This is a genomic window from Mycobacterium sp., from assembly GCF_965277065.1.
In the GTDB taxonomy this organism is placed as follows: Bacteria; Actinomycetota; Actinomycetes; order Mycobacteriales; family Mycobacteriaceae; genus Mycobacterium.
Genome location: NZ_CBDIBT010000019.1, coordinates 1629086 through 1646751 on the forward strand (window position 1 = coordinate 1629086; position 17666 = coordinate 1646751).

Below are 17666 nucleotides of genomic sequence, written 5' to 3' on the forward strand. Positions count from 1 at the left end.
GCTCTTCAGATTACGCGCCGTGGCCGCCAATCGGGGCTTTTTTCACGACGTTCACTAACGATCAATCGGCTCCGGAAACGCCTGGCGTGCAATAGGAAGCATCATCGGCCACAGCGAATTACATACCTTGCCAAAGTAATTCAGCGGCGATCGCTTCTCGCCCCACAGCCGTTGCCAACGCGATGCGCGACCATTCCGACCGGGTCGGCGACCAGCAGGCCACGGTCAGGCATATCGGCGCCACGGTCTGTACGCCTGCGGCCCGGGGCGGGCGACGCGGCTTCAACGCGATGCACCACGGGAATGAACCCCGTCATGAGGGCGTTCGGCCTGCGGTGGCGCGCACCAGGATTTGTCTTAATATCAGCCTACCGAGGATTCCTATGCGAAGTCGGAGGTCACGGCGTTGAGGATTCTCAAACTGGCATGGGTTCCGCTGGTCGTGGTCTTGGCATTGATAATCGGGGGCGTCGCTGTGATGCGACTCAACGGCGTCTTTCCCGGGCCCGGTCTGCCCAAGCCTGACCCCCGGGATGCGACCCCGCCGTACGCCCCCAAAACCGCCATCTACGAAATCCTGGGACCGCCCGGGACAACCGGGGTTGTGAACTGGATGGACGCGGAGTCACTACCGCAGAAGGCCAGCTTCACGACGCTGCCGTGGTCGACGACGATCGTCGCCGCGATGCCCGGCATCTTCGCCTATGTCATCGCCCAAGGTGACAGCCCGTCCCTCGGCTGCCGGATCACCGTCGACGGCAAGCTGGTCGATCAGCAGCAGGCCAACACCCGGAACGCGCAGGTTTCCTGCTTGGACAAGTCCGCGTGAGCGAAGAGACGAGCGACACAGACCAGATCCCCGTCACGCAGCGCACCGAAGTTGAGCACAAACCGCGACTGGCCCGCTCCATCCGCATATTGGGGCTGCCGATCGTCATCATCTGGGTGCTGTTGGCGGTCGGCGTCAACGTCTTCGTCCCGCAGCTGGAGAAGGTTGCCGAGGAAGTCTCGGTGCCGCTCTCGCCGTCCGACGCGCCGTCGGTGACCGGAATGAAGCACATCGGAGACAAATTCAACGAGTACGACTCCGACAACCTCGTCCTGGTGACCCTGGTCGGTGACAAGCCTCTCGGCCCGGACGCGCACCGGTATTACGACGATCTGGTCGCAAAGCTCAAGCAGGATACGGATCACGTCGAGCACGCGCTGAATTTCTGGGGGCAGCGATTCACGTCCTCGGGCGTCGAGAGCTACGATCACAAGGCCGCCTACGTCCAGGTCAACCTGAAGGGCGACCAGGGCGGAGCCGTCGGCGACAAGTCGGTGGATTCGGTTCGCACGATCGTGGAGGATTCGAAGCCGCCACCGGGGGTGAAGGCTTTCGTCGCCGGTCAGGGGGCCCTGACCGACGACACGATCGTGGTCGGCAACGCGAGCCTGGCCAAGATGACGATCATCACCATCATCATCATCGCGGTCATGCTGATGTTCGTTTACCGGTCCATCGGCACCGTGCTACTGACGATGGTCATCCTGTTCGTCGGACTGGCCGCCAGCCGAGGCGTGGTGGCGCTGCTGGGCGACACCGGCATCATGGGGCTGTCGACTTTCGCCGTCAACCTGCTGACGGCACTGGCCATCGCGGCGGGTACCGACTACGCGATATTCATGGTCGGCCGCTACCAGGAGGGCCGCGAACGGGGGCTGGACCACGAAGCCGCCTACTACGACATGTTCGCCGGTGTCAGCAAAGTGGTGCTGGGCTCGGGTCTGACGATTGTCGGGGCGCTGTTCTGTCTGAAAGCCACTCGGCTGCCCTACTTCAGTTCGCTTGCGGTTCCCTGCGCAGTGGGTCTGCTGGTCGTAGTGACCGCTGGAGTGACCCTGACGCCGGCGCTGATCGCGTTCGCCAGCGGCTTCGGCCTTTTCGACCCAAAGCGCGAGTTCAACTACACCCGGTGGCGCCGTCTGGCGACAGCCATTGTGCGGTGGCCGGCACCCATCCTCGCCATCTCGGTCATCCTGGCGACCGTCGGCGCCCTGGGGTTGATGGGCTTCACTCCGCGCTACAACGACCTGTATTACCTGCCGGACTCCGCTTCATCAGTGCAGGCGTACAACGCCGCCGACCGACACTTCACCCAGGCCCGGCTGAACCCGGACCTGCTGATGGTCGAATCGGACCACGATCTGCGCAATCCCACCGACATGCTGGTCCTGGACAAGATTGCCGGCGCCATCTTCCGGGTGCCCGGTATCGAACGGGTGCAGAGCATCACCAGACCGCTTGGCCCACCGATCGAAGACGGATCCATTCCGTTCCAGCTCAGTGTGCAGACCGCGCCGATCCGCGACAACCTCAGCTACCTGAAGGATCGCACCGCCGATATCAAGAAAATCGTCGGTTACCTCGACACCCAGATTTCCCTGCTGGAGCGCCAGTACGAGGTGACCAAGGAGCTTGCCGACGCCGCGGACGACAGCGCGAAAACGGCGGCGAAGACGGCGGCCATTACCGACGACATCCGGGACAATATCGCTAATTTCGACGATTTTTACCGGCCGATTCGCAGCTATTTCTACTTCGAGAAGCACTGCTATGACATCCCGATCTGCTTTGCCATGCGGTCGCTGTTTGACTCCCTCGACGGCATCGATCAGCTCGCCGAGCAGATCCACAATCTCGCCGGCGATCTCACCCACACGTCCGCCTCCACCCACGAACTGCTGGCGATCATTCCGCAGAATATCGCTGTCTCCAAAGCGATCCGCGATACGACGCTGACCATCTACAGCTCGTTCGACAGTCTGATCGATCAGTTCGATCGTCTGACCGATACGAACGCCGTGATGGGCAAGTCGTTCAACAACTCTCGGGTGGAGAGCCTGTTCTACCTGCCGCCCGAGATCTTCCAGAACTCCGACTTCCAGTTCGGGCTGAGCTTGATGGTGTCGCCGGACGGCAAGGCCGCCCGCTTCATCATCACCCACGCAGTGGACCCGGCGACGGCCGAGGGAATCGCGTCCGTTCCGCAGGAGCGTCAAGCGGCCAAGGAGGCGCTGAAGCTCACCTCGTTGGAGAACGCCGACATCTACCTCGGCGGCACGGCCGCAACGTTTTACGACATCGCCAACGGCGCCAAGTACGACCTGATGATCGCCGGGGTCGCCTCGATCGTGCTCATCTTCATCATCATGGTGATCGTCACCCGAGCATTGGTCGCTGCGGGCGTCATCGTCGGCACGATCGTGATGTCGCTGGGGGCCGCCTTCGGGTTCTCGACACTGATCTGGCAGCACCTCGGTAACTTCCAGTTGCACTGGGTGGCAACCGAATTCGCATTGATCGTGCTGTTGGCGGTGGGATCCGACTACAACCTGATGCTGGTGTCCCGAATCGAGGAGGAGATCGGCGCCGGCCTCAAAACGGGACTCATCCGCGGCATGGGTGTCACCGGTCCGGTGGTGACCGCCGCCGGCGTCGTGTTCGCCGCCACGATGGGCACGATGATCACCAGCGATCTTCGGGCGATCGGCCAATTCGGCACGACGATCGGCATCGGCCTGCTGTTCGACACCTTCGTCGTCCGATCGCTGATCACGCCGTCGATCATGACGGTGATGGGACGCTGGTTCTGGTGGCCGAAGCGGGTCCGGGTCCGCCCGGCCAGTCAGATGCTTCGCTCTGTCGGGCCGCGACCGCTGGTTCGTGCACTGTTGTACCAGCCGCGGCAAGTCCCGCCTGAGGCGTGAACAGGGCCGACTCTCACTCCGGACTCTGCGGGTCGACCCCCATCACAGCGCCAAAGCTTTCGGACAGGTACGCCATCATCCGCTGCCGCAGCCGTTTATCGCCTTGCGACGTATAATCTTCCGGCATCTCCAAGGCAGTGACGTAGGTGCTGGCGGTGACGGCCGACCACATAGTCAGGGCGCGCTGAAGCCGACGGTTCGTCGGATCGACTCCCATCCAGTCGGCGAGAGGCGCAGTCAGTACTCGCCTCCGGGCGGCCGAAACGGTCCGGTGCAAATTCCGCGTTGTGCTCACGATCCGAGCCATGGCGAGAAGGTGATCGAGCGGCACAGCACCCCGGCCTTCGACGATTGCGGTCACCGAAACAGCGGTGGCGCTCAGCAACGCGCGCTCCGGGTCGCCGCCTCGTGCCGTGTTTCTCAATGCGGCGGCCGTTGCCTGCGCCATGTCGTCGACGATCGACATGAGGACGGCCTCCTTCGCTACGAAATATTTGGCGAAATCAGCATCCGATACGGCGGCCCTGGCTGCGATCTGGTCGGCGGTGGTGGCGTCATACCCCTGGCGCGTGAAGAGTTCCAAGGCCGCGTCGATCAACCGCTCACGACAGTCGTCGGGCGGCAACGACTTTCCCGTTGAGCTGAACCCTGGGTTGGACCCCGTACCCACCGAGTGAGTATCCATCGCAGCCGTGAGTTTAGAGCCGAGTTCACAGATTGGGCCGCGCACCGAGTTGAACGGCTTTCATCCGGCCGTAGCGAGTCAGTGTCTTGTGACGACATCGGACCCGGCGTACAACGTCTCCGAACGCCCATGCACTCTTGACGAATGGACCACTACCGCCACAACGGGCTGACCTTCGACGTGCGCGACGCCGGGCCCGCTGACGGGCCCGTCGTTGTGTTGCTGCACGGCTTCCCCCAACACAACGACAGCTGGGACGTCGTCATAGACCGCCTGACCGCGCAGGGCTACCGCTGTCTGGCGCCCAACCAGCGGGGCTACTCATCGGGCGCCCGCCCGCCGCGTCGCCGCGACTACCGCATACCCGAACTTGTCGGCGACCTCGGCGCACTCATCGACGCCAGCGGAGCGCAGCAGGTGCACCTGGTCGGACACGACTGGGGCGCCGCGGTGGCGTGGGCCGCGGCCGCGGAGATGCACGAACGGCTCAAGACGGTGTCGCCGGTCTCCGTGCCGCACCCTGCGGCCTTCATCAAGTCGTTCGCCAACAGTCGTCAAGGTCTGGCGTCGTGGTACATGTATTTCTTCCAGTTGCCGCGCGTGCCGGAGTGGTCGATGAAGTGGCGCAACGGCGCCATGATGTCCAAGCTGCTGCAGCAGGCCGGGCAGGCGCCGGCGGCGGCCGCGCGGGATGCGCAGGCGATGCGCGAACCGGGAGCCCTGACCGCCGCGATAAACTGGTACCGTGCGATGCCGCTGTCCAGTCCGCGCGCGATCAACCAAAAAGTCTCCGTGCCAACGCTTTACGTGTGGAGCGATGGGGACACCGCGCTGATGCCCAAATCAGCCCACAACACCGCCCGATATGTGGACGGGGAATACCGGTTCGAGATCATGCCTGGAGTTTCGCACTGGATTCCCGATGAAGAGCCCGACAAGCTGGCCGACCTGCTACTCGAGTGGTTCGCCGCCCACTAAGTCCAGGCGGGATCGGCTGTCGCTCAAGGCTTTCTCGATCTGCGACCACGTCTGCTCGACGATCTGCGACACCGGCTGCAGGTCGATGATCCGCGAGGACACCTGACCGGTGTTCGCGACGCTGGCGTCCATGTCGCCATCGAAGTACAGATCGGTGATCCGGCCGAGCAGCTGTAACCCGGGCTCGGCGGCAGCAGCGCGCGCCGCCAACCCGGTCCGCAGCACCCGCATCGTCGGGTTGCCGGGCAGGTCCAGCATCACGGTGCCGTCATCGCCGGCCGCGATGATTTCGTTCTTGAAGTTGGCGTGCACGGAGGCTTCGTGACTGGCGAGCATGCGGGTGCCCATCTGCACACCCTCGGCGCCCAAGACGACTGCCGCCGCGGCGGACCGGGCGTCGCAGATCCCGCCCGCCGCGATGATCGGCAGATCGACTTTGTCGGCGACAAGGGGAAGCAGGACCAATGTCGACGCACCCAGGGCCGACTTGAACCCGCCGCCCTCCACGCCCTCAACCACCAGGGCGTCGACGCCCGCGTCAACGGCCTTCATCGCACCCTTCAGCGATCCGATGACATGGATGACGGTCATGCCGGCATCGTGCAGCCGGGTCGTGAACAGAGCCGGATCGCCGGCGGAGGTGAAGACGTGGTGAACCTCGGCGGCCACCAGTTCGTCGACGATCGACGGATCGCGCTTCCAGCCTTGGATCATCAAATTCGCCGCGACCGGACGGTTGGTCAACTCACGCACCCGGCGCAGGTCGGTGCGGCCTTCGGGGGTCAGGGTCTCGATCATCCCCAGACCGCCGCCTTCGGAGACAGCGGCGGCCAGTTCGGCCCTGGCGATGTAGGTCATCGGCGCCTGGACGACGGGATACCGAACGTTCAGGAGCGATTGGATGCGATTCGTCACGCCCTGATTGTCTGCCAGGCCGCAGCCGGCACTGAGGCGGGATGGTTCGCGCGGTGAGTCCGCGCGAACCAAAACTTGGTCGACCTGGCCCGCGCCGCGCACCATCAGGCAGGCATTGCCGCGAGAGTGCAACCAGCAGCGCATCTCTCGAGACGCGCCACCGCTAGTTACACTTTCGCGGATGGCGCTGCCACGGGGCGCTAGTCCGACGGGCCGAGCGACGTCGGCCTCACTTCCGTTGAAGAACGGTTTGCCGAGCGGCCAGCCGTCCGCGGCAAGCCGCAAAATGTACCATCGGGTACATTATGTTGTCAGACGAGTCGGCAGCTGGCCGCCTTTAACCGCAATACTGTCAACCCGGACGCTCCGATGCTGTACTTGGTAGTACATCGCATCATGCGTTCTCTGACGGAGAAAGGGCTTCGACGTGTCGCATCACTTCGACAGTCCGACGGGTCGCGAAGACCCTCGGCTGAACTTGTGCGATGTGTACGTCTTTGCCGGCGGAGCGGATACGACCGTGATGGCCTTGACCGTGAATCCTGCGGCAACACCGGAGACGGCCATGCCTTTCCGCGGCGAGGCGATCTACACATTTAACTTCGACACCGACCTCGACAGACATCAAAACGTCTCTTTCGCAGCTGAATTCGCCAGCTCGAGCAACGCCGACGACGGCACAGTCCAAACATTCACCGTGCGCCGAGTCGTGCAGGCCAGCCACGGTCAGGCCGGTGACGTGCTGGCGTCGGGAGTTGTTGGCGCGTCCGCGTCCGGCACTGACGGGGTGCGGGCCTTCGCTGGCGTCGTTCACGATCCTTTCGCCGGGGACGCCGCCGCGCTCAACGCGTTCAAGGGCGCTCTGCAGCGCGGTGAGTATCGGCCAACAAGCTTCGACAACCACGTCAACTACTTTCGCGAACGCACCGTTGCCGCGATCGTTGTGGAGGTACCCACCGACCTGATCTCGCAGACACCGCGTGTGGATATGTGGGCGACGGTGACGTTGCACGGCCATGCACCCGACCAGCAGGTCTCACGGTGGGGCTTGCCCTTGTTCACTCACATCTTTCTGCGCGACGACGAGCTGCGTGAACAGTTCAACCGCGCTGCGCCGCCGGAAGACGAAGCCGCCTTCGTCTCGAGTACCGTCGACACTGTCACCCGTTATGTGACCGCCAGCGGCGCCGCCACCGATCCGTCAGCATACGCGCGCCGAGTTGCTGAGCTGTTCGGATCCTTCTCCCTGCCTTACGAATTGGGTACTGCCGCATCGTTTGACTTCGCGGGGTTCAACGGACGAGCGCTGAACGACAACGTTATGGACGTCATGCTGACCCTGCTAGTCAACGCTCCACTGAGCACCGGAATCCGTCCCGACCCAGCGCGATTTGCCACCGAATGGCCATATCTTCTGCCCGCGGCCCCGGGCAGGCCCACGACACATCCGTCACGCGGAGGGAAATAGGAACCGCAAAAAGCATTCGTCGACATTCTGGGAGACGACGGCAGCGTCATGCAGCGCGAGAACATCACCATCGCGCCGTCGTGGCTGATGCGTCTTCACGTTGTCGTCATCGAGATACCCGAGGGCAGTTGGGGCGCTGGCGGTCAGACGATCGACACCGAAAAGATCAGCAAACTGATCGGTGCGACGCAGGGACCCGTTCGGCTGGCGGAAGCCGTCGAACTCGCCTTCAGGATGAAGCAGGCACGCTTGTCTTAGCGCCCGATCTGACAGACCAAGCAGCGCAATATCTTTCACTAGAAACTCCCCGATTGCCGACAGGACGGAAAATCCGCGGCCGACGCTTATCCGATGCCAGGCGTGGTGAGCATGAACGACAAGGTGTTTAGAAAAAGAGACGGCCAGTGCGCCGGCCGAACACGGACAGTTTGGGCGACCAAGGTTCGACCGCCAACAAGAGAGCGGTAGTGAACTTCATTGCGGCGAACCGTGCGATGGCGATGACCAAGCCATACCTTCCTCGTTGATCGCGATGCGAGCAACGTCATGAGTGTCTGTCCCCGTCCTTGTACTGTCAAGTACATACAGATAGACAGATACGGGCTTGAGCGAAGCTGTTAACAGTGTATATGTACGGAGCAGTACAATTGCGTCAAAATCAGGCATGCAACGTGTTTACGCGTCGACCGGTAGGCGGAGTCACGCCGATAGATCGGGGCCCACCTCGAAGGTGCGGACGTGATCGATGGCCATGTCCAACGCGACTTCCATCGGCCGCGAGTCGTGTGCGGTTTGAGCCAGCAGGTAGCCGCCTTGGAGCGCTGCCATCACCCCGATTGCCAGCAGATGGGCGTCGGCGTCGTCACGCAGTACTCCGCTCTGACGCATCCGCACGAAGGCATCGGCCAGCAACTGCTCCCATTCGTCGAAATGCTTTGCCAGCGCTACCCGGGCCGCGTCATTGACATCTGAAAGTTCGCCCGCCAGCGATCCGAGCGTGCAGCCCCAGGCGCCGCGGCGCAGGGCGTTGCTCTGGACGATCGCATTCCGCCATTGCTGGAGGCCGCGAAAGGAGTCGAGCTTCCCCAGTCGCAGCGTCTGCTTCGTCAGGATTTCTTCGGCACGCAAGGCAATGACGTCCTGAACCAGTTCATCTTTGCTGTTGAAATGCTGATAAAACTGCGATTTACCCGCCGTGCTGGCAGCGAGAATCTCCTCCACGCTGGTGGCTGCCACCCCTTTGACGTACATCAATTCGGCAGCCGCTCGAACGATGCGTGCTCGCGTATCTGCCCCACGCCCCTGTCGCCGCGCGGCGGGCTCCTCAGAGTTTGTGGGCACAGAAACATGCTACTGCGGGCAAGCCAAGGCCCCTGAGCAGTATTAATCCCCGAATTCGTCGCCCACGCTTTAGGTGCTGCTCTACCCGCGCGTTAATGTCATTCGGTCGGCTTCAGCGAACAAGTCGGTAGAAAAGTTGAGCAAGTCATGACTGCACCAGCAGATTCGTCGGTACTAGAGGCGCGGATCGGCCATCACTACGAGATGGACGGCACGTACCTCGTCGGCCGCGAGAAGCTCCGCGAGTACGCCCGCGCGGTGCAGGACTATCACCCCGCTCACTGGGACGTCGACGCGGCCGCGCAGCTGGGTTACCCGGATCTGATCGCCCCGCTGACATTCACCTCGACGCCCGGCATGACCTGTAATCGCAGGATGTTCGAGCAGATCGTCGTCGGCTACGACACCTATATGCAGACCGAGGAGTTGTTCGAGCAGCACCGCCCGATCGTCGCGGGCGACGAACTGACGGTCGACGTCGAGCTGACGTCGGTGCGCCGGATGGCCGGCCGGGACCTGATCACCGTGACCAATACGTTCACCGACGCGGCCGGCGAGCGAGTGCACACCTTGCACACCACCGTCGTCGGCGTCACCGCCGCGGACGTGGATCCGGCGATCAAGAGTGCCGTGCAGAACGCGATGATGCACGACGTCGACATCTTCGGGATCGGCGAACACGACTACGAAAAGACGGTGCGGCCCGACGGCGAGGTCCGGTTTGCCGATGAAGGCCTCACCCGCACACCGGGGACGGCGTCGTTCAACGACGTGAAGGTCGGCGACGAACTACCGGCGCGCCACGCCCGACTGACGCGCGGCGACCTGGTCAACTACGCCGGTGTGGCTGGCGACGCCAATCCGATTCACTGGGACGAGGGCATCGCCAGGCTGGCCAACCTGCCCGACGTGATCGCCCACGGGATGCTCACGATGGGTTTGGGCGCCGGGTTCGCCTCGACCTGGACGGGCGACCCCGGCGCAGTCACCCGCTACGCGGTGCGGCTGTCGGCTCCGGCGATCGTGTCGGCCAGAGAAGGTTGCGACATCGAATTCGGCGGCAGAATAAAGTCTTTGGACCCGGAGACCCGATCGGGTGTCGTCATCGTGACCGCGAAAGCCGAAGGCAAGAAGATCTTCGGCATGGCAACGCTGGGTGTGCGCTTCAGCTGACCAGGGCGGCTTCGGTGAGATACGCGCTTCGCCGGTGCTGCCGAGCGGCGCGACGGCGTGAACCCCTGCGGCGAACAGCTTTTCGACGAGAGCGCTCAGCGTGGCAGTCTCCACGTTGCCATCGGAGCCGAACGGCGTGATTGGGTAGGCGATGATGCCATGGATTGCCGGCGTCACGATGGTCTCCTCGGTGGGCGAAGCGGCGCTATTCGGAGAGAGCGTCGGGGTGACGCGCGAGGGCGCGTCGCGCGTAGTAGGCGAAGTTGGCCTGGCTGCGTTTGGCAGTCAGAGCCCAGTCGTGGGCCTCGCGAGCGAGTTCTTCGGGCAGTGGCTTGATCGTGCCGGCGGCCATCGCGGCCAGTTGCAGTTTGGCGCCGCGTTCGATCAGCACCGCCAGCGAGCAAGCCTCTTCGACGCTCGCCCCGGCGATGACCTGTCCGTGGTGTGCCAGCAGTACCGCTTTCTTCTGGCCCAGTGCGGCGCTGATGATCTCGCCTTCTTCATTGCCTACCGGGACGCCGGGCCAGGCCGGCAGAAATGCGCAGTCGTCGTACAGGGGTGTGGTGTCCATGTGGGAAACCACCAGCGGCACTTCGAGCATCGATAGCGCGGCAACGTGAAACGCATGCGTATGCACAATGCATTGCACATCGGGGCGGGCGCGATAGATCCACGAGTGAAAGCGGTTGGCGGGGTTGGCCATACCATCACCGGAAACGACGTTGAGGTCCTCGTCGACCAGAAGCAGGTTGGCGTCGGTGATTTCGTCGAACCCCAGGCCGAGTTGCTGGGTGTAGAAAGTGCCGGGCTGCTCCGCCCGAGCGGTGATCTGCCCGGCGAGTCCCGAGTCGTGTCCCGCGTCGAACAAGGCACGGCAAGTCAGTGCCAGTTTCTGCCGCAGCGTCCACGCGCTGTCGCCGAAATGTTGCTCCATCGCGTCGAGCGAGCGCCGTTTGAGGTCTTCTTTGGCGTCATTGAATGTGGCACCCACTCGAGAACACCTCCGGATCGACAATCAAGCGACGGGGACGGGCGGGAACGCCTCGATCTCCCCGCTTATCTTGCCCGACGATTCGGCGGGCCCGAAAGGCGCACGTGCTGGAGTACATTTCGGCAGGTGCCGCGGTAGGCCGGTGCAGCAGCGAGGGGGTGCAGGTGAATCGACGCGGGCTCGCAGTCGTCGCGCTGTGTGCGCTGATCGTCGTCGTCGGCGGATGGATGCTGACGCGGACGGATCACCCAGAGCCGGCACCGGCCACCGCTGGCGGAGTCGGCGAATCAATTTGCCCGATGACCACTCTGCCGCGCGAGGTGGTCGACACTGTGCGACGCATCCACGCGGGCGGTCCGTTTCCGTTCCCGCGCAGTGACGGCGAGGTGTTCACCAACCACGAGGGCCATCTGCCCAAACAGCACACGGGGTACTACCACGAGTACACCGTGATCACGCCGCGTGCCCGAGACCGGTCTGTGCGACGCATCGTGACCGGTGGAACACCGTTGGCCGATCCGAGTCAGTACTTCTACACCGGCGACCACTACGACTCGTTTTGTCTGATCACTGACGCGGGAAGGCAACGATGACGCGAGAGCCCGCCGAAAGCCGGCCGGTGGTCTACCGCATAGATGGCCGAAAGATCAAGTCCGTCAAGGACTTCTACCGTGAGATCGGGTCAGCTGTCAACGGCCCCGGCGGATACTTCGGTCGCAATCTCGACGCGTTGGCTGACTGCCTGCGGGGCGGATTCGGGACTCCCGAGCACCATCCTTTCGAGTTCGAATGGCAACACAGTGCGCTGTCACGGCGCTACCTCGACGCTGCGCGCCACGGGCAGCGGACGATGTTCGATGCGATACGGGAGGTCTTTCGCGACGCGGGGGTACCGTTGAAAACTGAGTGACAACCCTTCGAGAAAGCGTGGCCATGAACCGCAACACCCTCGCGGACGCCTCCGCCAAACTGATGAACCAGGGCCACCGGCTGATCCTGAAACTCAGCGGTAACCGATTGCTGTCCAACCCGTTTGGGATGCCAGCGGTGGAGCTGCACACGACGGGCCGCAAATCAGGGCTTCCTCGGTCCTGTTATCTGACCGCACCGGTGCACGACGCCCACCGCGTGGTGCTCGTCGCGTCGAAGGGCGGCGACGATCGCCACCCTGACTGGTACCGAAATCTCCAATCGCGTCCCGACGCCGAGTTGGTGATTTATGGCGAACGCCACACGATTCACGCGCGGACAGCCGACGCCGCGGAAAGGGCCGAGCTATGGCCGAAGATCGTTGCCGCATATAAGGGCTACGCCGGCTATCAGCAGCGGACCGACCGTGAAATTCCGGTGGTGATTTGCGAGCTGCGCACCTGAATTAGGTGCACAGAGTGGGGGCGTCGCAGACGTTTCCGGGGCAGTAAGTCTTGTGCGCCGCGTCAACCATCGTGCCGACATCTAGTAACGTGACGCCCCTCTTGTTCAGGTGGTCGTGAATGTCGTCGGCGATCTGCTGGGGCTGCCAACCCCACGTGAGGTCGTAGCAGATGAGGTGTGCCTCACCGATGAGCGCCTCTTCGGTGGTAGGAGGCCACGTCAGCCCGACCGCACTGAGCTTCGCGAGATATGCATTGTCTTGCGGAGTGATGGCATTCGCAATTCCGGTGCTACCCATCAATGCGGAACCGGCCATCGCGAGAAAGGCCAGTCTGGTGAGCGCGCGACGAGGGGTCATCTGGGTTCGCTTTCTCGAATGAATTGACGCGTAGCTGTGCAACTTCAGGTCTGCAGAATAGACGGGGGGCCGCTTTGGCGCGTCCTGATTCGACCGCAATTCCACGTCTATTCACTTTCGGCGGCCGACCTCAGTATCGCGCCGATGCTGTTCATTCCGGCCAGCACCACCTCGAGGGGCTCCGCATTCGCGGCATCCCAGTTGGCAATGACAGCGTAGGAGTATCGCCCGGTGGCTTGCTGGATGGTCCCGACATCAGCCCTAACGCCTGGATCTGAGCCAGTTTTGTTCCTAATCAAGATGTTTCGATCGGTCGGCACGTGCGCCAGCGGGTCGAGGCCGAAAGCAGACGCGACCATGGACAGGTCCATTCCTGTTGCCAGCCAGGTGTTCACCTGTTCTGACACGACGGGAGAAATCAGCTCGTCGCGCGAGAGCTGACCCATCAGGCGCGACAACTCCGACGCTGACCCGGTCGACAGCGTCGACGGATTATCCGGGCCGCGGTGATTACGCACGTAGTCGAGTAACCCCGAGTGGACCAATCCGAGAGATTCGCTCAGTTCGCGAAGTGCCGGAAGGCCGACCTTCTTGAGGACGACATTTGTCGCCAGGTTGTCGCTGACGCTGGCGATCAGGACGCAGAGGTCATCCACCGACAGGCTGTCGACCTGAAGATGTTGCCAGAGACCGGAATCAGCGATCATGAGGTCGGGCTCCCGACGCAGCATGGTGGCGCCGCTGAGCTCACCCGCGTCACGCTGTCGGGCGACCTCGATGAGCAGAAGAACCTTGCCGACGCTCGCCGTCTTCATCGCACGGTCGGCGTTGCTGTCGGCCAACTCGCGGCCCGACGCATCGCGAATGGAAATCGCCCAGTCGACGTCGGTGCTCGCGGATATGGCATTGTCGATCGCTTGCTGGAGCACCTCTAGCCCTTGAGCTGGTCGGACGTGGTTGTGTTGCCTCGACAGTATCGGGCGCCTAGCTGTCGTGCAGGAACAGGGCGGCGAGCGCCGCAGCGGCGCCGACACACGCCGCGATCGTCGCGGCAACCGCCGTCCAGCCGTAGGCATCGAAGGCCACGCCGCCCAACCATCCGACGGCGCTAGAGCCGCCGTAATAGAACAGGTTGTACAGCGATGAAGCTTGGGCTTTTCCTAGCGGTGCCGCTTGGCCGGTCCAGCCGGATGCGGTGGAGTGTGCGCCGAAGAACCCAGCGGTGGCCACCACCAGACCGATCAGGACCGCAATCACATTGCTGCTCAACGTCATTGCGATACCTAGCAGCATGATCGCCACCGACATGAGGAGCACTCGTTTGCGACCGAAGCGGGTGACCTCGGCACCCGCCCGCGACGACGCCCAGGTGCCGGCCAGATACGCGAGGAACATCAGGCTCACGACAGAGGGGGCCAGGTGAAACGGCGCGCGTGTCAGATAAAAACCGAGGAAGTTGTACAGCGCTACGAATCCACCCATCAGCAGGAATCCTTGCCCGAACAGCACCAACTGCCGCGGTGAGCGCAAGTTTGCGGCGAGCCGATGGCCAAGGCTGCCTTCAGGATTCGCGTTGTGACGCAGCACAGGCGTGAATCCGCGCGGATCGGGCGCCAGCCTGACGAAACCCATGGCCGCGATCCCGCAGATCACCGCGACGGTGAAGACGCCGACGCGCCAACCGGCCACCTCCGCAATCGGGCTGGACACGAGGCGGCCAAGCAGTCCGCCTATCGTCGTGCCGCCGACGAATATCCCGGCCGCCCGTGCGGCGTGCACGGGATCTACTTCTTCCGTCAGGTACGCCACCGCTATAGCCGGCACGCCGCCGACCATCAAGCCCTCGACAAAGCGTCCGACGAGCAGCAGCACGAACGTCGGGGCGAAGGGCACCAACACTCCCACCAGGGTGGCGGCGGTCACGGAAATCGAGATCGCTTTCACCCGGCCGATGCGGTCGGCCAGCGCAGACCACGGGATGACGCCGATCGCGAGACCCACCGTCGACGCCGAGATCGTCAGCGCGGCGCTGGCCGCGCCGACATTCAAATCCGCTGAGATCAGCGGCAATACGGCTTGGGGCGAGTACAGCTGGGCGAAAGTCGCGATGCCAGCGCAGAACAGCGCCGCGAGCAGCCGTCCGTAGGCCGCCGAGCCACGGGTGTGGCCTGTCCATGCGCGCTCATCCGTCACGCTTTGAACCGTAAGAAACTGCCTCCTAGCGTGTCCAATGCGTGACGCATGAGATGGCTCACCTGCCGGCAGATCGGTCTCAGCGAGGTACCTGCCGATCTCACACCAGCGTTTGACAAGTGGTACGCGGGGGCGTTTCCGAGAGACTGCTGAAAACGCAGCCGGCCTGGGCGTGGCCAGCCGGTCACGGTGGTGAGCTTTCGCGGAGAGATCGACGCCAGCGACATCGACCACGTCACCGCATTCGCCGTCCGCTCGGCGCTGATGGGCGACGCCCTACTTCTTGACACGCGTGATGTGGAGTTTTTTGCTGTGCAGGGTATTTCATTGCTCAACGCCGTTGAAAAAGCCTGTCGCGGGCTCGATTTGCCGTGGATTCTGGTGGCGAGCAGCGCAGTCGAGCGCGTGTTGCGGGTCAGCGGACAAGCCGACGCCTTGCCTATGGCGAACTCAATTCACGCGGCGATGCAGTATTTCGCTTACATCTCCTTCCTGGCCGCCCATCCGCGAAGCGTGCACGATCTACCGCCGACTCGAGAACGAACGTCAGACCAATCGCGATGACCAGCGGCGCGCGACATCCCGTCGCCGACACCGTTGTCACTTCTCAAGCACTATCGGCCCACTCGATTCGACGAGACTCCGATCCGACCGAACTCGACCTCGACCTCGCAACGATCGCGAATGACCGATGGTTAGGCGTGCTCTGAGTCGGCAATTGGGCTGCTTCGCCGACTCTGGGCCCGTCGTACCGACTCCTCGACGATCCGTGCAGCGACTGCAGCCAGCTTCGTGTTCTCGGTCTGGCTGATGCGCTTCAACCGGTCGAACGCCTCGTCGTCGCTGATTCCGGTACGGCCCCGGATGATGCCGATCGCCTGATCGATCGTTTTGCGGCTGACCAGCGCGCGCTGCAGATTTTCGGCTCGTTCTTGTGCCGCTACCAGCAACTGAGTGTTGTACACCGACACCGCTGCCGGCTGCGCAAACGCCGACCCCAACCGCACCGCATGCTCGCCGAACACGTCCTTGCCGCGGGCGTACACGTTGATCGAGCCCACCACCTGCCCGTCGATCAAAAGCGGCAAGGCCAGCGCTGACGCAACCCCCAAGCGGGCGACCCGGGCGCCGAACCGCGACCATCGCTCATCGGCGCCCAGCGAACCACTGACCACCGCCCGGCGGACTTGCATGCAGCTGATGCACGGCCCCTCGTTGAGCAATTCGTACTGCATGATGTCGATCTCGCGCACCACCGCCGTGGTCGCCGCCCACGCCTGAATCCCCATGGTGGCCCCAACCGGTTTGATCAGCGTCACACCAACGCCGGCACCGTCAACACCAGGGATCGCTCGCGACGCGAACTGTGCCACTTCGCGCAGCACAACTTCGAGGCTCCGCCCGGCCGAAACCATCGCCGACAACCCGTGCATGCCTTTCGCCAGATCCATGTCGTCGGCGGCGGCCTGCTCGGGATTCAGCTCCGACTCCGCAGGCGGCCGGCGCTGAGCCTGAGCATCAAACTCCGTCACGCCGATTCACCTCTCCTCGTCGCCGCAATTCAAATGCTATGAATACCCACTCAACGCGTCCTTACCCGGCAGCGGTCCGCGATTCCGCTAAGTGGTTCGGATCAAACCTCACGCAGGATGGGGTCCGTCCTCCATGTCTGATCGCCTGCGAAAGGCCTCTCTTCCCGCGCATGGCCCGGATCAAGTAAATTCAGGTTGGCTCGAAAAGCAAGCTGGATCGGGTACGAGTTCCGCCGCCGTGGCATAGCCGTGGACTTGAGGCGCATCGGACGCCGAAACTCGACGCGCACGGTGATCGTCTCGAACCCGGGGTCCCGATTGGCCACTTCACCTGACTTTTCCGCGAATTCCTCGTCCCAGCCCACTGCGCTCAGTAACGCCCGCAGCAGTGGCGACAGCCACGCCGAGTGCGCGACCCCCGAGGTGCGCAGCAACGATCGGCGCCGCCGAGCCCAGGCGAGCGGTGCGGACCAGTACCTCTGTGCCCTTCCCGCGTCGGCTCTGCTGGACCGTTTGCCGGTGCCCATGCTCGGCACCGGACTCGACGGCATCGTTGGCTACCACAACCCCGCGTTCGCCAGAATGCTGGGCCACGGGCCCGGTGTCACGCTGACCGGGTACGGTCTGCCTGCCCTGATGGACGTCCATTGGTCAACGCCGCCAGAGGACTGCGTCACCACGCTGCGCACCGCCGGCAATGCCATGGTCGACTGGCTTCACGCCGAAGGCTTTCCGGTCCGCAGCGTGATATCCGAAACCCTGTTCATGCGCGACACCGACAACATCCTGCTGTTTGGCGTCACTGACATCACAGAGCTGATTTGGATGTATCCGCCCGAATGACTATGCGGCGCATGGCCATTGGACAGAGTCGGAGCTGCATCGAAGCTCGTCGTTGATGTTCA

19 protein-coding genes and 1 pseudogene are annotated in these 17666 nt (G+C 63.3%); 10 read left to right on the top strand and 10 right to left on the bottom strand.

Annotation, left to right across the window (positions count from 1 at the left end; all coding sequences use genetic code 11):
* The first annotated feature begins 448 nt into the window (after positions 1-448).
* Both ACQY5A_RS25115 and ACQY5A_RS25120 read left to right on the top strand, forming a co-directional pair.
* On the top strand, positions 449-829 hold the full coding sequence (locus ACQY5A_RS25115) for an MmpS family transport accessory protein (protein WP_428343334.1): 381 nt from the start codon (positions 449-451) through the stop codon (positions 827-829).
* A complete protein-coding gene (locus tag ACQY5A_RS25120) occupies positions 826-3753 on the top strand; it encodes an RND family transporter (RefSeq protein WP_428342946.1) in 2928 nt (975 codons plus the stop codon). The genes ACQY5A_RS25115 and ACQY5A_RS25120 overlap by 4 nt, the downstream gene beginning before the upstream one ends.
* Positions 3754-3766: 13 nt before the next feature.
* Here the strand turns inward: ACQY5A_RS25120 and ACQY5A_RS25125 are convergent, their stop codons facing one another.
* Positions 3767-4378 carry a TetR/AcrR family transcriptional regulator gene (locus tag ACQY5A_RS25125; RefSeq protein WP_428342947.1) on the bottom strand — a complete coding sequence of 204 codons (612 nt, stop codon included), beginning with the start codon at positions 4376-4378 and terminating at the stop codon, positions 3767-3769.
* A 204-nt stretch (positions 4379-4582) separates the two neighbouring features.
* Between ACQY5A_RS25125 and ACQY5A_RS25130 the strand changes: the two genes are divergently transcribed.
* On the top strand, positions 4583-5416 hold the full coding sequence (locus tag ACQY5A_RS25130; protein ID WP_428342948.1) for an alpha/beta fold hydrolase: 834 nt from the start codon (positions 4583-4585) through the stop codon (positions 5414-5416).
* On the opposite strand, the gene ACQY5A_RS25135 is transcribed toward ACQY5A_RS25130, so the two are convergent.
* The gene (locus ACQY5A_RS25135; protein ID WP_428342949.1) at positions 5390-6331 is read right to left on the bottom strand and encodes an NAD(P)H-dependent flavin oxidoreductase; all 942 of its coding nucleotides are present in this window, start codon (positions 6329-6331) and stop codon (positions 5390-5392) included. The genes ACQY5A_RS25130 and ACQY5A_RS25135 overlap by 27 nt on opposite strands.
* A 427-nt stretch (positions 6332-6758) precedes the next feature.
* On the opposite strand from ACQY5A_RS25135, the gene ACQY5A_RS25140 reads away from it, so the two are divergent.
* A complete protein-coding gene (locus ACQY5A_RS25140) occupies positions 6759-7799 on the top strand; it encodes a DUF4331 family protein (RefSeq protein ID WP_428342950.1) in 1041 nt (346 codons plus the stop codon).
* On the opposite strand, the gene ACQY5A_RS25145 is transcribed toward ACQY5A_RS25140, so the two are convergent.
* Both ACQY5A_RS25145 and ACQY5A_RS25150 read right to left on the bottom strand, forming a co-directional pair.
* The gene (locus ACQY5A_RS25145) at positions 7782-8096 is read right to left on the bottom strand and encodes a hypothetical protein (RefSeq protein WP_428342951.1); all 315 of its coding nucleotides are present in this window, start codon (positions 8094-8096) and stop codon (positions 7782-7784) included. The two genes, ACQY5A_RS25140 and ACQY5A_RS25145, sit on opposite strands and share 18 nt — an antisense overlap.
* A gap of 402 nt (positions 8097-8498) precedes the next feature.
* On the bottom strand, positions 8499-9140 hold the full coding sequence (locus tag ACQY5A_RS25150) for a TetR/AcrR family transcriptional regulator (RefSeq protein ID WP_428342952.1): 642 nt from the start codon (positions 9138-9140) through the stop codon (positions 8499-8501).
* A gap of 147 nt (positions 9141-9287) precedes the next feature.
* On the opposite strand from ACQY5A_RS25150, the gene ACQY5A_RS25155 reads away from it, so the two are divergent.
* Entirely contained in the window at positions 9288-10313 is a 1026-nt protein-coding gene (locus tag ACQY5A_RS25155; RefSeq protein ID WP_428342953.1) for a fused (3R)-hydroxyacyl-ACP dehydratase subunits HadA/HadB, read from the top strand.
* Positions 10314-10394: 81 nt separating this feature from the next.
* Here ACQY5A_RS25155 and ACQY5A_RS25160 read toward each other — a convergent pair.
* Together ACQY5A_RS25160 and ACQY5A_RS25165 are read right to left on the bottom strand one after the other, a co-directional pair.
* Positions 10395-10490: pseudogene (locus ACQY5A_RS25160) on the bottom strand (dihydrodipicolinate synthase family protein); the annotation flags it as partial.
* 28 nt (positions 10491-10518) lie between these two features.
* A complete protein-coding gene (locus tag ACQY5A_RS25165; RefSeq protein WP_428342954.1) occupies positions 10519-11304 on the bottom strand; it encodes an aldolase in 786 nt (261 codons plus the stop codon).
* 227 nt (positions 11305-11531) lie between these two features.
* Between ACQY5A_RS25165 and ACQY5A_RS25170 the strand changes: the two genes are divergently transcribed.
* The 3 genes from ACQY5A_RS25170 to ACQY5A_RS25180 are packed head-to-tail and all read left to right on the top strand — an operon-like array spanning position 11532 to position 12678.
* On the top strand, positions 11532-11897 hold the full coding sequence (locus ACQY5A_RS25170; protein WP_428343335.1) for a ribonuclease domain-containing protein: 366 nt from the start codon (positions 11532-11534) through the stop codon (positions 11895-11897).
* Positions 11894-12214: a barstar family protein gene (locus ACQY5A_RS25175; protein ID WP_428342955.1), complete on the top strand. Its 321-nt coding sequence runs from the start codon at positions 11894-11896 to the stop codon at positions 12212-12214. The genes ACQY5A_RS25170 and ACQY5A_RS25175 overlap by 4 nt, the downstream gene beginning before the upstream one ends.
* Positions 12215-12237: 23 nt before the next feature.
* Positions 12238-12678 carry a nitroreductase family deazaflavin-dependent oxidoreductase gene (locus ACQY5A_RS25180; protein ID WP_428342956.1) on the top strand — a complete coding sequence of 147 codons (441 nt, stop codon included), beginning with the start codon at positions 12238-12240 and terminating at the stop codon, positions 12676-12678.
* Between the two features lies 1 nt (position 12679).
* Here the strand turns inward: ACQY5A_RS25180 and ACQY5A_RS25185 are convergent, their stop codons facing one another.
* The 3 genes from ACQY5A_RS25185 to ACQY5A_RS25195 form a co-directional block, all read right to left on the bottom strand.
* Positions 12680-13036 carry a DUF732 domain-containing protein gene (locus tag ACQY5A_RS25185; protein ID WP_428342957.1) on the bottom strand — a complete coding sequence of 119 codons (357 nt, stop codon included), beginning with the start codon at positions 13034-13036 and terminating at the stop codon, positions 12680-12682.
* A gap of 107 nt (positions 13037-13143) precedes the next feature.
* On the bottom strand, positions 13144-13965 hold the full coding sequence (locus ACQY5A_RS25190) for a serine hydrolase (RefSeq protein WP_428342958.1): 822 nt from the start codon (positions 13963-13965) through the stop codon (positions 13144-13146).
* Between the two features lie 55 nt (positions 13966-14020).
* Positions 14021-15229, bottom strand: coding sequence for an MFS transporter (locus ACQY5A_RS25195; protein ID WP_428342959.1), 1209 nt, complete (start codon positions 15227-15229; stop codon positions 14021-14023).
* A 192-nt stretch (positions 15230-15421) separates the two neighbouring features.
* Between ACQY5A_RS25195 and ACQY5A_RS25200 the strand changes: the two genes are divergently transcribed.
* Entirely contained in the window at positions 15422-15793 is a 372-nt protein-coding gene (locus tag ACQY5A_RS25200) for an STAS domain-containing protein (RefSeq protein ID WP_428342960.1), read from the top strand.
* A 131-nt stretch (positions 15794-15924) separates the two neighbouring features.
* On the opposite strand, the gene ACQY5A_RS25205 is transcribed toward ACQY5A_RS25200, so the two are convergent.
* The gene (locus tag ACQY5A_RS25205) at positions 15925-16761 is read right to left on the bottom strand and encodes a GAF and ANTAR domain-containing protein (RefSeq protein ID WP_428342961.1); all 837 of its coding nucleotides are present in this window, start codon (positions 16759-16761) and stop codon (positions 15925-15927) included.
* Between the two features lie 318 nt (positions 16762-17079).
* Between ACQY5A_RS25205 and ACQY5A_RS25210 the strand changes: the two genes are divergently transcribed.
* On the top strand, positions 17080-17604 hold the full coding sequence (locus tag ACQY5A_RS25210; protein ID WP_428342962.1) for a hypothetical protein: 525 nt from the start codon (positions 17080-17082) through the stop codon (positions 17602-17604).
* The last annotated feature ends 62 nt before the right edge of the window (positions 17605-17666 follow it).

What these genes read in the sequence shown, in the direction of transcription:
- ACQY5A_RS25175 (WP_428342955.1), top strand. Translation starts at nt 11,894, where the DNA reads ATGACGCGAGAGCCCGCCGAAAGCCGGCCGGTGGTCTACCGCATAGAT.
- ACQY5A_RS25155 (WP_428342953.1), top strand. Translation starts at nt 9,288, where the DNA reads ATGACTGCACCAGCAGATTCGTCGGTACTAGAGGCGCGGATCGGCCAT.
- ACQY5A_RS25180 (WP_428342956.1), top strand. Translation starts at nt 12,238, where the DNA reads ATGAACCGCAACACCCTCGCGGACGCCTCCGCCAAACTGATGAACCAG.
- ACQY5A_RS25185 (WP_428342957.1), bottom strand. Translation starts at nt 13,036, where the DNA reads ATGACCCCTCGTCGCGCGCTCACCAGACTGGCCTTTCTCGCGATGGCC.
- ACQY5A_RS25170 (WP_428343335.1), top strand. Translation starts at nt 11,532, where the DNA reads ATGCTGACGCGGACGGATCACCCAGAGCCGGCACCGGCCACCGCTGGC.
- ACQY5A_RS25130 (WP_428342948.1), top strand. Translation starts at nt 4,583, where the DNA reads ATGGACCACTACCGCCACAACGGGCTGACCTTCGACGTGCGCGACGCC.